The sequence below is a fragment of the Clostridium sp. CCUG 7971 genome (genome assembly GCF_017590215.1).
Lineage (GTDB): Bacteria > Bacillota > Clostridia > Peptostreptococcales > Peptostreptococcaceae > Faecalimicrobium.
Map to the genome: position 1 here is coordinate 1 of NZ_JAFFPK010000014.1, position 15,536 is coordinate 15,536.

The 15,536-nt window shown below is 29.7% G+C and carries 15 protein-coding genes; 14 read left to right on the forward strand and 1 reads right to left on the reverse strand.

The features are described 5' to 3' along the window. Positions 1-48 precede the first annotated feature (48 nt). The 6 genes from JWF52_RS02355 to JWF52_RS02380 all read left to right on the forward strand — a co-directional run bounded on the left by JWF52_RS02355 (position 49) and on the right by JWF52_RS02380 (position 6,352). On the forward strand, positions 49-1,662 hold the full coding sequence (locus tag JWF52_RS02355) for an ABC transporter substrate-binding protein (protein WP_208331744.1): 1,614 nt from the start codon (positions 49-51) through the stop codon (positions 1,660-1,662). Positions 1,663-1,680: 18 nt separating this feature from the next. Further along, the gene (locus tag JWF52_RS02360; RefSeq protein ID WP_208331745.1) at positions 1,681-2,673 is read left to right on the forward strand and encodes an ABC transporter permease; all 993 of its coding nucleotides are present in this window, start codon (positions 1,681-1,683) and stop codon (positions 2,671-2,673) included. Next, complete coding sequence (locus JWF52_RS02365; RefSeq protein WP_208331746.1) at positions 2,670-3,548, forward strand: ABC transporter permease; 879 nt, start codon at positions 2,670-2,672, stop codon at positions 3,546-3,548. The genes JWF52_RS02360 and JWF52_RS02365 overlap by 4 nt, the downstream gene beginning before the upstream one ends. Positions 3,549-3,579: 31 nt before the next feature. Beyond that, the gene (locus tag JWF52_RS02370; protein WP_208331747.1) at positions 3,580-4,521 is read left to right on the forward strand and encodes an oligopeptide/dipeptide ABC transporter ATP-binding protein; all 942 of its coding nucleotides are present in this window, start codon (positions 3,580-3,582) and stop codon (positions 4,519-4,521) included. Then, a complete protein-coding gene (locus JWF52_RS02375; protein ID WP_208331748.1) occupies positions 4,511-5,116 on the forward strand; it encodes an ABC transporter ATP-binding protein in 606 nt (201 codons plus the stop codon). Before JWF52_RS02370 ends, JWF52_RS02375 begins: the two co-directional genes overlap by 11 nt. Before the next feature lie 177 nt (positions 5,117-5,293). Next, the gene (locus JWF52_RS02380; protein WP_208331749.1) at positions 5,294-6,352 is read left to right on the forward strand and encodes a lysylphosphatidylglycerol synthase transmembrane domain-containing protein; all 1,059 of its coding nucleotides are present in this window, start codon (positions 5,294-5,296) and stop codon (positions 6,350-6,352) included. 65 nt (positions 6,353-6,417) lie between these two features. Here the strand turns inward: JWF52_RS02380 and JWF52_RS02385 are convergent, their stop codons facing one another. After that, the gene (locus JWF52_RS02385; RefSeq protein WP_208331750.1) at positions 6,418-6,942 is read right to left on the reverse strand and encodes a hypothetical protein; all 525 of its coding nucleotides are present in this window, start codon (positions 6,940-6,942) and stop codon (positions 6,418-6,420) included. A 246-nt stretch (positions 6,943-7,188) separates the two neighbouring features. On the opposite strand from JWF52_RS02385, the gene JWF52_RS02390 reads away from it, so the two are divergent. The 8 genes from JWF52_RS02390 to JWF52_RS02425 all read left to right on the forward strand — a co-directional run bounded on the left by JWF52_RS02390 (position 7,189) and on the right by JWF52_RS02425 (position 15,512). Further along, entirely contained in the window at positions 7,189-7,353 is a 165-nt protein-coding gene (locus tag JWF52_RS02390) for a hypothetical protein (RefSeq protein WP_154658894.1), read from the forward strand. Between the two features lie 25 nt (positions 7,354-7,378). Next, the gene (locus tag JWF52_RS02395; RefSeq protein ID WP_208331751.1) at positions 7,379-7,531 is read left to right on the forward strand and encodes a hypothetical protein; all 153 of its coding nucleotides are present in this window, start codon (positions 7,379-7,381) and stop codon (positions 7,529-7,531) included. Between the two features lie 226 nt (positions 7,532-7,757). Next, positions 7,758-8,984 (forward strand): MFS transporter, encoded by a 1,227-nt coding sequence (locus JWF52_RS02400; RefSeq protein ID WP_286183971.1) that lies wholly within the window; start codon positions 7,758-7,760, stop codon positions 8,982-8,984. Positions 8,985-9,264: 280 nt separating this feature from the next. After that, positions 9,265-10,605: a uracil-xanthine permease family protein gene (locus tag JWF52_RS02405; RefSeq protein WP_208331752.1), complete on the forward strand. Its 1,341-nt coding sequence runs from the start codon at positions 9,265-9,267 to the stop codon at positions 10,603-10,605. A gap of 290 nt (positions 10,606-10,895) precedes the next feature. After that, positions 10,896-11,474, forward strand: coding sequence for a TerD family protein (locus JWF52_RS02410; RefSeq protein WP_208331753.1), 579 nt, complete (start codon positions 10,896-10,898; stop codon positions 11,472-11,474). A 30-nt stretch (positions 11,475-11,504) separates the two neighbouring features. Continuing rightward, a complete protein-coding gene (locus JWF52_RS02415) occupies positions 11,505-12,083 on the forward strand; it encodes a TerD family protein (protein ID WP_208331754.1) in 579 nt (192 codons plus the stop codon). A 19-nt stretch (positions 12,084-12,102) separates the two neighbouring features. After that, the gene (locus JWF52_RS02420; RefSeq protein WP_208331755.1) at positions 12,103-12,732 is read left to right on the forward strand and encodes a TerD family protein; all 630 of its coding nucleotides are present in this window, start codon (positions 12,103-12,105) and stop codon (positions 12,730-12,732) included. Between the two features lie 2 nt (positions 12,733-12,734). Next, complete coding sequence (locus tag JWF52_RS02425) at positions 12,735-15,512, forward strand: calcium-translocating P-type ATPase, PMCA-type (protein WP_208331756.1); 2,778 nt, start codon at positions 12,735-12,737, stop codon at positions 15,510-15,512. The last annotated feature ends 24 nt before the right edge of the window (positions 15,513-15,536 follow it).

Genomic DNA, 15,536 nt, shown 5'->3' on the forward strand with positions numbered 1-15,536 from the left:
AAATTATTGCATTTTGATTTAATCAACACTAACAAGGGGGATAAAGGGATGAAATTAAAAAAGTTTTTAGCTATGTCTTTGACAGTAGTTATGACAACATCTTTACTAGTTGGATGTTCTAGTACAAAACCAGAAAGTAAAGGGGAAGGTAGCACTAAGGTAAACTCAAGAAAAGAGAATAATGAATTAGTGGTATCAGTTGGTTCAGAACCAGAAGGATTAGATCCAACAACTGGGGGACACCATGCAGTAACTAGAGTATTTTTTAGTACTTTACTTACTAGAGATAAGGATATGAAAATAAAAAATGATCTTGCAACAGAATATAGTGTAAGTGATGATAAATTAACATGGACTGTAAAAATAAGAGATGATGTAAAATTTACAGATGGAAGTAAGCTAACAGCAGAAGATGTGGCATATACTTTTGAAACAGCAGGAAAGTCAGCATCTGTTGTAGATTTAACATCAGTAGAGAGTATAAAAGCGATTGATGAATATACAGTAGAATTTAAGTTAAAAGAGCCACAATCTACATTTGTTAATAAATTAATAAATATAGGTATAGTACCAAAAGATTTACATAATGATAAATATGCTACAAACCCTGTAACATCAGGACCATATAAATTTGTTCAATGGGATAAAGGTCAACAAATAATAGTTGAAGCTAATGAAGATTACTATGGAGAAAAGCCAAGTATTAAAAAACTTACAATGTTATTTTTAGACAGTGATGCAGCACTTGCAGCTTTAAAATCTGATGAAGTAGATATGGCTTCAATACCAGCATCTTTTGCAGATCAAAAGATAGACGGTAAAGTATTAAGAGAAGTTGATAGTATTGAAAACTTAGGTATTACTTTCCCAACTGTAAAGAGTGGTAAAAATACTAAAGATAAAAATCCAATAGGAAATGACGTAACTAGTGACTTAGCGATACGTAAAGCAATAAACTATGGAATCGATAGAAATGAATTAGTTGAAGGGGTATTATCAGGATATGGTACACCATCATTCGTAGGGCTAGAAGCTATGCCTTGGTATAATAGCGAGGTTGAAATAAAAGATGGTGATATAGAAAAAGCTAAAAAAATATTAGCTGATGGTGGATGGAAAGATAGTGACAATGATGGAATTGTTGAAAAGAACGGTTTAAAGGCTGAATTTAAATTATGTTACATAATGGAAACAAAGCATAGACAAGAAATGGCATTAGCAGTTAGTGAAAAATTAAAAGAAATAGGGATAAATGCAGTACCAGAAGCTAGAACTTGGGATAATGCTATGGAGGTACTACACTCAGAGCCAGTTATATTAGGTTGGGGTGAACATGATCCAGCTCTTATATTCCAATTATTCCACAGCGAAAATTCAGGTGTAGATTGGTATAACACAGGATTTTATAAAAATGAAAAAGTTGATGAGTATATAAATAAAGCAATGACAAGTAAAAGTGAAGAAGAAGCTTTAGAGTTTTGGAAAAAAGCTCAATGGGATGGTAAAACTGGTATAGCACCAGCTGGAGATGCACCATGGGCATGGTTAACAAATGTAAATCACTTATTTATAATGAATAAAGATTTAGATATAGGAACTCCTAAACCACAACCACATGGTGGGGCTATACTTGAAAATATAACACAGTGGAAATGGAAATAAATTTAAGGGGGAAAATAAATGGCTAAAAAAGAAAGTATAGGTTTATTTGCAGGTAAAAAAATATTTAGATTAATAACTTTATTAACTGCACTATGCATTCTTACATTTATCCTGATGGAGGCATCTCCAATTGACCCTATAAGAGCTTATGTAGGAGCAGATTTATCTGTAACTCCAGAGCAAAAATTAAAAATAGCAGAGTATTGGGGGCTTAATGCCCCCCCTTTAGAAAGATTTACTAATTGGTTTAGCTCACTAGCTCAAGGAGACTTTGGTACTTCTTTAATATTTAGAAGACCTGTTATAGAAGTTATAGGAGAAAGATTTATGGCATCTCTTGGGCTGATGGTTGTAGCGTGGGTACTTTCTGGGGTATTAGGGTTTATTTTAGGAATTATATCAGGTGTTAATGAAGGAAAAATCGTAGATAAATTTATAAAAGGGTATTGTTATATATTAATATCAACACCAACATTTTGGCTAGGATTACTTTTACTTATGGTATTTGCAGTAAACTTAAAATTATTTCCCATAGGGTTAGGTGTTCCAATCGGAGTTTTAAGTGAAGAAGTTACAATGTTTAGTATGATAAAACATATGATACTTCCAGCTATGACTTTATCAATACTAGGTGTTGCAAATATTTGTCTACATACAAGAGAAAAGGTTATCGAAATACTACAAAGCGAATATATATTGTTTGCAAAGGCAAGGGGAGAAAGTACTAAGAAAATAGTATTTAATCATGTTATAAGAAATGTTGCACTTCCAGCTATAACTCTTCAATTTTTATCTTTTAGTGAATTATTTGCTGGAACTATATTTGCAGAACAAGTATTTTCATATCCAGGACTTGGGCAAGCAACAGTTGATGCAGGTTTAAAAGGAGACTTACCACTTCTTATGGGAATTGTTATTATAAGTGCAATATTTGTATATAGTGGAAATTTAATAGCCGATTTATTATATAGAGTAGTAGACCCAAGGATTAAGGAGGGATACAAGATATGATGGAAGAAGCAGTAAAAGTTAAAAATCCTCCTGTAATTGAAAAAAGTAAAAAAATTAAGTTTGGAGTTAGAGAAAGAACAATATCTTTAATAGCATTTTGTACTTTAGTAATACTAACGACACTTATAATAGGTAGCAATGTTAATGATATGGATTTAGCAGTAAACTTTTCAAAGAAGAATTTAGCACCAAGCATAAATCATTTATTTGGTACGGACTGGATGGGAAGAGATATGTTTGCAAGAACTATGAAAGGAATAACATTAAGTATAAAAATAGGTTTATTATCTAGTTTTCTTAGTGGGATAATGGCATTAATACTTGGAATTATGTCTGCTACTTGTGGTAAGATAGTTGACTCTATAATAAGTTGGTTTGTAGATTTAGTGTTAAGTGTACCTCATATATTATTAATAATATTAATATGTTTTGCAGTAGGTGGAGGACTTAAGGGAGTCGTTATAGGGGTTGCCCTTACTCACTGGCCGTCTTTAGCAAGATTAATAAGGTCAGAAGTAATGCAAATAAAATCCTCAGAGTATGTAAAGATATCAAAAAACTTTGGAAAATCAAATATATACATAGCAAAGAAACATATATTACCACATATATTACCTCAGTTATTAGTGGGAACTCTTTTAATATTTCCTCATGCAGTACTTCATGAAGCATCTATAACATTTTTAGGTTTTGGACTATCACCTCATGAACCAGCAATAGGAATAATATTATCAGAGTCTATGAAATATTTATCAACTGGATATTGGTGGTTAGCATTTTTCCCAGGGTTAGTACTACTTATAGCATCTATGATGGTAGATACAACAGGACAAAATTTAAGAAAACTTATAGATCCTAAAACTGCTTATAAATAATTTATATAAATGAAAGTAGGTGAGTATTTCAATGAAAGAAAGTATAAAGCCAATATTACAAGTAAAAAATTTAGGTGTTTCTTTTTCGCAGTATACAAAAGGTCTTAGAAGACGTGAACTAAATGTAATAACAGGACTTGATTTAGATCTTTATGAAGGTGAAATAACTGCTGTTGTAGGCTCAAGTGGTTCGGGTAAAAGCTTACTAGCACATGCTATACTTGGAATACTTCCTCATAATTCTAGTACTCAAGGGAAAATAATTTATAAAGATAAAGTTTTAAATAAAAAAGATAAGATGAATTTAAGAGGAAAAGAAATAGTATTAATACCTCAGTCAGTAAACTATTTAGACCCTCTTATGAAAGTTTCAAATCAAGTAAAAATATCAATAGAAGAAAAAGAAAAAGCAAACAAAATACAAAGAAACGTATTTAAGAAATATAGTCTTGACGAAAAAGTCGATAAGCTATATCCGTTTCAACTGTCAGGTGGTATGGCTAGAAAAGTATTACTATCAACAGCTCTTGTTTCAAATAGTAAAGTTATAATAGCTGATGAGCCAACTCCAGGTCTTGATGAAAAATCATTAAATGAAGCACTTTCTCATTTTAGAGAAATTTCAGATAGAGGCTGTGCAGTGCTTATGATAACTCATGATATAAATGCAGCTTTAAAAGTAGCAGATAAAATAGCAGTATTTTATGCTGGAACAACTCTTGAAGTAGCAAGTGCAAAAGATTTTAGAGGAAATGGTGAAAACTTAAGGCATCCTTACTCAAAAGCTTTATGGAATGCACTTCCTCAAAATGAATTTAAGCCAATAAAAGGATCTCAACCTCTTCCAAATGAATTACCTAAAGGATGCTTATTTAATAATAGGTGTGATAAGGTAACTAGTGAATGTATAACAGTTAGACCTAAAGCTAAAATCATAAGAGACGGGATAGTGAGGTGTATACATGCAACTTAGAGCTGAAAAAGTAAGTTTCAAATATAATGATGAAGATGACTTTATACTAAAGGATGTAGACTTTACTATAAATGAAGGTGAGATTGTTGGCTTAGTTGCGCCTAGTGGATATGGTAAAACTACACTTGCAAAAATATTAGCAGGTTACAAAAAGCCAAATAAGGGAAAAGTTGTTTTAGAAGATGGGAAAGATGGCAGGTATAACCAAGTTCAATTAATATTTCAACATCCAGAAAAAGCAGTAAATCCTAAATGGAAGATGAGAGATATATTAAATGAAGCATATACACCTTCAAAAGAATTATTAAATTCTATAGGAATAGAAGATGAATGGTTAAACAGGTGGCCAAATGAATTATCAGGAGGAGAGCTGCAAAGATTTTGTGTTGCAAGAGCGCTATCACCGCAAACTAAGTTTTTAATAGCTGATGAGATGACAACAATGCTTGATGCCATAACTCAAGCTCAAATACTAAATGTTGTGCTTGATATTGTCAAAAAGCAAAATATAGGACTTGTGGTAATAAGTCATGAAAAGGCAATATTAGACAAAATATGCGATAGACTTGTTGATTTAACTAAGTTTCAAAAATAATAAAAATAATATATTTATAAATAAAAACATCACTTATAGATAAAAAGTGATGTTTTATTTATAAATATACAATATTATTTCAAAAATGTAATATTTATAAATGGTCTAAACTATTGCACAGATATTATAAAATGGTATATGATGTATAAATAGCTAATAAATATTGGGAGAACGATTATGAGAAAAATAACAAATAAGCAAAAAGCTTTTATACAGTATGCATTTTTATTGTTCTTAATATGTCTTACAACTTACTTAGTATCGACAACGTTAGACATTACACTAATACCTTATATTTTAAAGGTAGTCGATATGAAATATATAATAACTGGAATTTTATTGATAGTTATATATATATTATTTGAAGCATATATACTTCAATTAGTAATAAATTCAATAGAAAAGACTAAGGCTAGATTTTTGGGGTTTAAGATAGGGACAATGGGATTATATTATAATTTAGTTACGCCATTTGCATCAGGTAGCCAACCAATACAGATATATGCATTAACAAAGTATGGTATAAGCCTAAGTAAGTCAGTAGCTATAATAACAAATAAAACAATAGTATTTCAGACTGCAGTTACAGCGTATTGTGGATACTTAATACTAGTAAATTTAGATTTATTAAAAACTGAAATGCCGTCAATTATGATTTTAGTAGCGGCAGGAATGATTATGAATATAGTTATGTTAGTTGGAGGAGTATTAATAATACTTAGTCCAAATAAAATAAAAATGATAACTAGTTATATATTAGATAAATTATCTAGATTTAAATTTTTCAAAAAGTTATCAAACAAAAAAGACACAATAAATGAGTATATTGATGAATATAGTTATTCAATTAAGATGTTTATGAAAAATAAAAAGAATTTAGTTTTAAGCTTAATTTTAACAGCAATTCAACTTGCTATATTCTTTAGTATAACTTACTGTATATATAAAGCATTTAATTTAAATGGATTATCTTATTGGCATGTAATGACATTACAAGTTTTTTTATATATGGCTGTATCTCCAATTCCAACGCCAGGGAATGTTGGAGCTAATGAACTAGCATTTTTCTCTATATTTGCAAATGTGTTTCCAAAAGAAATTATTGGATACTCAGTATTTTTATACAGTTGGTTTGCATACTATATGATAGTTATAATAGGTGGGATATTTACTATAAATACCCATCATAATATGAATAAATATAAAAATGAAAAAATATATGCTAATAATAAATAAAAAAGCTAAATCATATTTATGATTTAGCTTTTTTATTTAGAAAAATATATCTAATTAAAATATTATTATAAGTTATAATAAACATCTATATATGCTACCATTTGGTCACCGATGCTAAGATAATAGTATATATAAGTTAAATAATTAGAATGAAATAATGTAGAAGCTTCATAGTCATTACTTAAAAGTGAATTTATTAAAGCTAATTGTTGAACTAAAGTCATTTTATACGTTTCTACTATGATATTAAGCTGTTGTGAAAATAATAAATCTGGTTCAGAATTACTATATTTTTTATTAAAAGTATCAAGTTTTGTTTCTATTTCTGTTAATTGTGTTATATAAAAGTTGATTTGTTTTTTTAGTTCTGTTGATTTATCTTTTATAGTAAGTGCATTTATGTCTATAGTACGAATATTTTCTCTAATAGATTTTATTTCATTAAAAATACTTACTAACTCATCTTTACCTTTTGCATTTTGAAGCATTGGAGGAACAGTTGTATTAGACTCTTGAGCAAAAACTGGTGCTACATTTATCATAATGGATAATAATAATATTGCAGTTATTAATACTTGTCTTTTTTTCATTATTGTCTCCTTCTATATCTAAATTATATATATATGTTTTCCTGTGAATTATAATTTATTCAACCTATATATGTTTTTACTTTAAATTAATTGATTATATTTTAAAGATTAAAATATTAAAAAATACTACATAATAATAAATAGAATAAAAGTAAATTATATGAAAAATCACAAAAATATTATAGTAGTAAAACTATCAAATATGGATACCTTAAGAATATAGTCAAATAAAGAAAGGAAACCAATATGGAAACTAAAAGAGAAGAATTAGACAATAACAAAGAAATAAAAAAATTATTAAAAGAAAATGATACAAAGATGGAAATCGCAGAAGAAGTTTATTCTAATAAAAAAGTATCAGATATATTAGGAGATAGACTAGCTAGACAAAGAAGATTTCCTCCATGTTAAAAAATTATATTAAGGAGTGAATTAGATGAGCGAAAACAGATTTGAAAGTGGACATTATAAAGACGCCCTGCAATACGCAAAAGATGTATTGAGTAGTAGTTCCTCCATCGATGAAATAATTGCTAATTCAAACATAAAAGAAGAAAGTATAAAAGATTTAAAAAAAGAAAATGAATAATAAAAAAGGATGAGATATTTAATATTTCATCCTTTTTTATATATAAACTTGAGAAACGAATCTGATTTAGAGGTCGTTTTAGCCACGTGTGGGAGAATTACTTGAGCGGCATGAGCAAAGTGAATTTTTATTGTAATATTTTGAAAATTTAAACTATAAATTGAAAAAAGTAATATAATTATTTATAGGATAAAGTAAATCACACCATATAAAAAGGGGGATAAAAATGAAAAGTTTACTAAATCCATATAAGGGGTTACCAAAAGAAATATATATTTTATTTGTAGGAAAGATAGTAAACTCAATAGGAGCATTTGTACATCCACTTATGTCATTAATTCTAACGCAAAGAATAGGAATGTCGGCCTTTGAGGCTGGTCAATTTATAACAATGTTGGCTGTTTTTCAATGTCCGTGTATGATATTAGGAGGAAAGTTAGTAGATAGTATAGGACGAAGAAAGGTAATAATAGGATTTCAGACTTTAGGAGCACTTATGTTTATAGTTTGTGGACTTATACCTATATCCACTTTAACAGCAAAAATGATGATATTATCGGCATGTTTTTATTCAGTATCTTCACCTGCTTATGATGCATTAAACGCAGATTTAACAGATGAGTCTAATAGAAAAGAAGCATACTCGCTATTATATATGGGTACCAATATAGGTTTTGCAATTGGGCCTATATTAGGTGGTTTTTTGTATAAAAATTACCTTCCGCTAATATTTATAGGAGATGCTATAACTACATTAGTAGCTCTTTTCTTATTTATAAAATATGTAAAAGAAACAAAACATAAAACTTGTGAAAATGAAGTGGAAGAAATAGAATTTGAAAATAGTAAAGTTTCAACTGTTAAAGTATTCTTAAAAAGACCAATACTTATTTTATTTCCATTAATGATGATTTTATTTCAATTCGTGTATTCGGGGTGGGGATTTTCACTACCGCTACAAATGGGAGAATTATTTGGAAATGAAGGGGCTAAGTTATATGGTTTCTTGGGAGCATTTAATGCGATTATTGTAATAACATGTACTCCTTTATTAACTAGTAAAACTAGAAAGTATAATCCTTTAAATATAATGTCTTTAGGAGGATTATGTTATGGGTTATGTTTTTTAATTTTTGGATACTCAAAGATAATGACACTATTTTTTATAGGTACACTTTCTTTAACTATAGGTGAAATATTAATAGCTATAAACAGTTCTACATTTATAGCAAATAATACACCATCTTCTCATAGAGGACGAATTAGTTCTATAATACCTATATTAATGGGATCTGGATATGCATCAGGACCAATGATAATGGGAAAAATTATTGATATAAGTGGAATGTATATGGCATGTATGATTGTAACTATAATAGCTGTTATTGGATCAGTTGGAATGTTTTCACTAAATAAAGTAAATAATATTAATAACTCATATGAAAGAAAATAAATATAAACTAGAAAGTAGCTTATGGTTAGTATGAACTATAAGTTATTTTTAGTTTAAGCGACATATTTGATTATATTGGAAAAAAATAGAACTTGATGTAATAATTAATATGATTAGATAAATATAATATGGGATAATCCGTATTTTATATTTAAAAAATAAAATAAGGTTCATAAAGTTGTTGATATATTAAATTAATATGCTATAATAAAAATATAAACACGAATAATAAATATAAAAAATGATAAAAAGTATTTGTTTAGGGGAGGAAAAAGGATTTATGACAAGTAAAAGTTCGGTTATTTACCAACTAGATGGTAAGCCAAGATTAAAAGAGGCATTACCGTTAGGGATACAGCATATACTAGCAATGTTTGTTGGTAATGTAACACCACTTATAATAATATCAGGTGCTCTTAATATGAACTTAGCAGATAAAACAGCTTTAGTTCAATGTGCAATGTTTGTATCAGGTATAGCGACATTAATTCAATGTTATAAGTTAGGACCATTTGGAGCAAGACTTCCAATAGTAATGGGAACAAGTTTTGGATTTTTACCAGTAGCAACAGCAATAGGAGCTAAATATGGATATGAAGCAGTACTCGGGGCATGTCTAATAGGTGGATTAGTAGAAATAATTCTTGGAAATGGAATGAAAAAATTAAGAAAATTCTTCCCACCAGTAGTATCTGGAACTGTAGTTTTAGCAATGGGGATATCACTACTTCCAACTGGTATAAAATACTTTGCAGGTGGAGTTGGGGCACCGGATTTTGGTTCACCTTCAAATTTATTCTTAGGAACAGTAGTTTTATTAACTGTATTATTTTTTAATCAATATACAAAAGGTATAACAAGCTTAGCGTCAATACTTATAGGACTTATAGTAGGATACATAATAGCAATACCAATGGGAAAAGTAGATTTTTCTCAATTATCAACAATATCAATGTTATCTATTCCAACACCATTTAAATTTGGAATGGAGTTTCATATAGACGCAATAGTAGCAATGGTATGTATGTACTTGGTTTCATCTGTTGAAACCGTTGGTCATATAACAGCTATAGCATACGATGGAGTAGGACGTGAAGCAACTGATAAAGAAGTTTCAGGCGGAATAATGGCAGATGGACTTGGAAGTATGATAGCAGCAATGTTTAGTATATTACCAAATACATCTTTTGGTCAAAATGTAGGATTAATAGCTCTTACAAAAGTTATAAATAGAAATGTTATAGCATTAGGTGCTATATTTTTAATACTAGCAGGAATATTCCCACAATTAGGGGCTGTGATATCTATAATGCCATCAAGTGTATTAGGTGGAGCTAGTATAATGATGTTTGCTATGATAGCAGTAAGTGGTATAAAGTTAATAACAAGTGAACCATTAAACAATAGAAATAGTACAATAGTAGCTTTAGCTATAGGAATGGGAGTTGGACTTTCATTTGTACCAGATGCTTTAGCTAGTATGCCAGAATCAATCCAACTTATATTCGGAGATTCAGGATTAGTACTTGTAGCACTTATAGCAGTTGTGCTAAATATAGTGCTACCAAAAGAAGACAAAAACATAGAAGAAAGTGGAAATCTAGAAACTCAAATAGTTTAATATATATAAAATCCTTTCATTAAAATTGAAAGGATTTTTTTATTACAAAAATAACTAAATAAATCAAATACAGGTTAAAAATCACATAATTTTGAAGGAGGATATTGCCTCTTAAAAAGGTGAGAAATTTATTATATAAGAAACTTTTTATATTTAAAAAATAAATAGTAAGAAGATTGTTAAAGGTTAGAAAAAAAGGAATAAAAAAAGAAATAAATCATGTTATAATGTAATTAAGTTAAAATAAAAAGATTTTAAAATAAAAAGAATTTCAAGGGGTGATGTAAATTATGGGCATAACATTAGCTAAAGGTCAAAAAGTAGATTTAACAAAGGGAAATCCTGGATTAAAGCATGTATTAATAGGACTTGGTTGGGACACTAACAAGTATGATGGTGGATTTGATTTTGATTTAGATACAGCTGCATTTTTAATAGGAGAAAATGGAAAAGTTATTAGTGATTTAGACTTCGTATTCTATAATAATGCAAGTCATACTTCAGGGTCTGTAAAACATTTAGGTGATAATAGAACTGGAGCAGGAGATGGTGATGATGAGCAAATACAAGTTGATTTATCATTAATACCAAGCAATATAAGCAAAGTTGCTTTTACAGTAACGATACATGAAGCTCAAGAAAGAAGACAAAATTTTGGTCAAGTAAGCAACTCATATATAAGGGTAGTAGATGTTGACAAAAATGAAGAATTAATTAACTTCGAATTAGGGGAAGACTTTAGTATAGAAACTGCAGTAGTAGTAGCTGAAATATACAGACATAATGGAGAGTGGAAATTTAATGCATTAGGATCTGGATTTGAAGGTGGACTAGCTGCTTTATGTAACAACTTCGGTATAAACATATAAGATTATAAATTATATATAGGAGAAATTATTATGGCTATAACTTTAAAAAAAGGTCAAAAAATAGACTTAACAAAGGGGAATCCAGGACTAAAAAATCTTAAACTAGGACTAGGATGGGACACTAATTCATTTGATAGTGGATATGACTACGATTTAGATGTTAGCGTATTTATGGTAGGTAAATCAGGAAGAGTTGAAAGAGATGAAGACTTTATATTCTACAATAACTTAAAACATATATCAGAATCAGTTGAGCATTTAGGTGACAATAGAACTGGTGAAGGTGATGGAGATGATGAAGAAATATTAGTGTCATTAGACAAAATACCAAATCATATAGAAAAGATAGCTGTAACTGTAACTATTTATGAAGCTTCAGAAAGAAGACAAAACTTTGGTCAAGTAAATAACTCTTATGTTAGAGTATTAAACGCTGACAATGAACAAGAAGTGTTAAGATATGACCTTGGAGAAGAATTCAGTATAGAAACTGCAATAACTGTATGCGAAATATATAGATATAGTGGAGAGTGGAAATTTAGTGCGGTAGGAGCTGGATTTGAAGGTGGATTAGAAGCTCTTTGTAAAAATTATGGATTAAGTGTTTAACAATTAGGGGGAGATTATTATGTCAATAAACTTACAAAAAGGACAAAAAATAGATTTAAAAAAATCTAATCCAGGTCTAAGCTCTATAATAGTAGGATTAGGTTGGGATCCAGTAGCGCAAAGCGGAGGAGGATTATTAAAATCATTACTTGGTGGAGCAGGATCAAATATAGACTGTGATGCTTCAGTATTTATGTTAAATGAAAAAGGACAAATGAATAGTTCAAAGGATTTGGTTTATTTTGGAAACCTAAAAAGTATTTGTAAATCAGTAATACATACAGGTGATAACTTAACTGGAGATGGAGATGGAGATGATGAACAAATACTAGTTAATTTGGATAAGGTGCCTTCTACTGTACACAAATTATTGTTTGTAGTAAATATATATAGCTGTGTGTCTAGAAAGCAACATTTTGGTATGATAAAAAATGCATATATTAGGGTTATAGATCAAGCTAATAGAAAAGAAATCGCAAAATACAATTTAACTGATGATTATTCAGAGAAAACTTCTCTTATAGTTGGAACTATATATAGGCATAATGATACATGGAAATTCTCAGCTATAGGTCAAGGAAGTAATGATACTGGCCTTAAGGATATAACACAAAACTTAGCCAGAATAGAATGTGCATATGGGGTATAAAAATGAAGTATTATAATGTAGATCAAGAAGACGTCTTAAAAGACTTAGGCGGTGATAGTGAAAAAGGTCTTTCAAGTAGTGAAGTAAAGGCTAGAAGAGAGAAATATGGATTAAATGAATTTACTCCAAGAGAAGAAGGAAGCTTTTGGGATGATTTAAAAGAGAACCTAAGTGAACCTATGATACTTATACTAATAGCAGCAGCTGTTATAAGTGCGGTAATAGGAGAAACACATGATGCAATAGGTATAGTGTGTGCTATAGCAGTAGGTATAGGTATAGGTATGGTTACTGAAGGTAAATCTAAAAAAGCAGCAGATGCTTTATCTAAACTAACTGAAAATATAGAAGTAAAGGTACTAAGAGATGGAGAAGTTCATCAAATATCTAAAAATGAATTAGTCCCAGGAGATATAGTTTATATTGAAACTGGAGATATGGTCCCAGCAGATGGTAGACTTATAGAATGCATAAATTTAAAAGTAAGAGAAGATATGTTAACAGGTGAGTCTGATGATGTATCTAAAAAATCAGACATCATAATACCTATGGAAGAAGTAGAATCTAAAGGTAAGCTTATAGTACAAGAGCCAATACCAGCTAAGCAAATAAATATGGTATTTGGTGGAACATTGGTAGCTTATGGTAGAGGTACTATGGTAGTAACTTCAATAGGTGATAGTACAGAAATGGGTGAAATAGCTGGGCACTTAACAGGATCAGATGAAGAAACTCCTCTTCAAGCAAAGCTTGGGAAGCTTGGTGGAACTATAGCTAAGATATCTTCAGCAATAGCTGGATTATTATTTTTATTTATGATTTTTCAAATGGTAAGTAAGAATGTTTTAAGCTTAGATATGTCTGGTATTATGCCATTCTTAAACTCTATAGGACCGGCAAAAACAGCATTTACAGTGTGTGTTGCATTAATAGTTGCGGCAGTGCCAGAAGGGCTTCCAACTATGATAAATATGACTTTAGCTATAACAATGCAAAAAATGGCTAAAATTAATGCTTTAGTAACTAAAAAAGAAGCTTGTGAAACTATAGGTTCTGTATCTGTTATATGTTCAGATAAAACTGGTACATTAACGCAAAATAGAATGACCGTAGAAGTTGCATATATAGATGGTAGATACCTAGAAGATAGTGTAGGAAATACAAATAGTTATTTTAAAGAAAATTGTATGATAAACTCTACAGCGGATATAGAACAGCATGATGGTGAAGTTAAATATTTAGGTAGCGCAACAGAGTGCGCATTATTACTTTACAATAAAGAAATAGATTATAGATCTATAAGAAAAGAATCAAATATAGTTGCTCAAAATCAATTTACTTCTAATACTAAGAGAATGACTTCTGTAATAGAGAAAAATAATGAATACGTACTTTTATCAAAAGGTGCACCAGAAGTACTTCTTGAACTTTGCTCATATGTACAAAAAGCTGATGGCATAGTTCCTATAACAGATTTAATTAAAAATGAAATACTATCTGAAATTGAAAAGCTACAAGTCAAATCAATGAGAACTTTAGGATTTGCTTATAAAGAGATTTCATTAAGTGGTGAAGAAAGTGAAGCCGCTTTAACAATTGAAGCAGAAGCTATTGATATTGATGCTGAAGAAAATAACTTAGTATTTAGTGGATTTGTTGGAATAAGAGATCCATTAAGACCTGATGTTATAGAGTCAGTATCTATTGCAAATAAAGCTGGTGTTTCTGTAAAAATGCTTACAGGAGATAATATAAATACAGCTAGAGCTATAGGGGAAGAACTAGGATTACTGAAAAATAACATGAGAGCTGTTGAGGCATCTTTTATTGATACATTAACAGATGAAGAATTAAGAAAAGAAATTCAAACTATATCAATAGTTGCTAGAAGTAAGCCAGATAGTAAGATGAGAATAGTACAAGCTCTTCAAACTGATGGTGAAGTAGTTGCAGTTACAGGAGACGGTATCAATGATGCTCCAGCATTATCAAAAGCTGATGTTGGTATAGCGATGGGTATATCTGGTACAGAAGTATCTAAAAACGCAGCAGATATTATCTTAACTGATGATAGTTTCTCAACAATAGTAAAAGGAATACAATGGGGTAGAGGAATATATGATAACTTCCAAAGATTCGTTCAATTCCAATTAACGGTAAACGTAATAGCATTCTTAGTTGCCATAATATCTCAAGTTATGGGTCAAGAAATGCCATTTACAACAATACAATTATTATGGGTAAACATAATAATGGATGGACCACCAGCATTAGCATTAGGTCTAGAGCCAGTTAGAAATCACGTATTAAATAGAAAGCCAGTAAATAGAAATGCAAATATAATCTCTAAGTCTATGACATTTACTATAGGATTAAATGCATTATTTATTACAGCTATCTTAATGATACAATCTACATTTAATGTATTAAATGCAGCACCAGATCAACAAGAAACAGTAATGTTTGCCTTATTTGCATTCAGTGCATTATTTAATTCATTTAACTGTAGAGAATTTAATGCTGATAGTATAATACCAAACTTCTTTAAAAATACTTTAGCGTTAAAGATTATAGCTATAACAGGTATAGCTCAAATAATATTTACACAAGTATTTAAAGATTTCTTTAACTCAGTGCCTCTAGAAGTTACATTATGGATAAAAGTATTACTAGTAGCATCAAGTGTAGTTATAGTAAATGAAATAGTTAAATTAATAATAAGAACATTCTCTCGTAAAGATAAGGGAAGGGAATTAGAATTATCTAAACAAGAAGGATAAAATAATTTTAAATCAATGGGGAGG

Excerpts from the sequence above, each read along its gene's own strand:
- JWF52_RS02355 (WP_208331744.1), top strand. The coding sequence starts at position 49 with ATGAAATTAAAAAAGTTTTTAGCTATGTCTTTGACAGTAGTTATGACA.
- JWF52_RS02360 (WP_208331745.1), top strand. The coding sequence starts at position 1,681 with ATGGCTAAAAAAGAAAGTATAGGTTTATTTGCAGGTAAAAAAATATTT.
- JWF52_RS02365 (WP_208331746.1), top strand. The coding sequence starts at position 2,670 with ATGATGGAAGAAGCAGTAAAAGTTAAAAATCCTCCTGTAATTGAAAAA.
- JWF52_RS02370 (WP_208331747.1), top strand. The coding sequence starts at position 3,580 with ATGAAAGAAAGTATAAAGCCAATATTACAAGTAAAAAATTTAGGTGTT.
- JWF52_RS02375 (WP_208331748.1), top strand. The coding sequence starts at position 4,511 with ATGCAACTTAGAGCTGAAAAAGTAAGTTTCAAATATAATGATGAAGAT.
- JWF52_RS02380 (WP_208331749.1), top strand. The coding sequence starts at position 5,294 with ATGAGAAAAATAACAAATAAGCAAAAAGCTTTTATACAGTATGCATTT.
- JWF52_RS02385 (WP_208331750.1), bottom strand. The coding sequence starts at position 6,942 with ATGAAAAAAAGACAAGTATTAATAACTGCAATATTATTATTATCCATT.
- JWF52_RS02390 (WP_154658894.1), top strand. The coding sequence starts at position 7,189 with ATGGAAACTAAAAGAGAAGAATTAGACAATAACAAAGAAATAAAAAAA.
- JWF52_RS02395 (WP_208331751.1), top strand. The coding sequence starts at position 7,379 with ATGAGCGAAAACAGATTTGAAAGTGGACATTATAAAGACGCCCTGCAA.
- JWF52_RS02400 (WP_286183971.1), top strand. The coding sequence starts at position 7,758 with ATGAAAAGTTTACTAAATCCATATAAGGGGTTACCAAAAGAAATATAT.
- JWF52_RS02405 (WP_208331752.1), top strand. The coding sequence starts at position 9,265 with ATGACAAGTAAAAGTTCGGTTATTTACCAACTAGATGGTAAGCCAAGA.
- JWF52_RS02410 (WP_208331753.1), top strand. The coding sequence starts at position 10,896 with ATGGGCATAACATTAGCTAAAGGTCAAAAAGTAGATTTAACAAAGGGA.
- JWF52_RS02415 (WP_208331754.1), top strand. The coding sequence starts at position 11,505 with ATGGCTATAACTTTAAAAAAAGGTCAAAAAATAGACTTAACAAAGGGG.
- JWF52_RS02420 (WP_208331755.1), top strand. The coding sequence starts at position 12,103 with ATGTCAATAAACTTACAAAAAGGACAAAAAATAGATTTAAAAAAATCT.
- JWF52_RS02425 (WP_208331756.1), top strand. The coding sequence starts at position 12,735 with ATGAAGTATTATAATGTAGATCAAGAAGACGTCTTAAAAGACTTAGGC.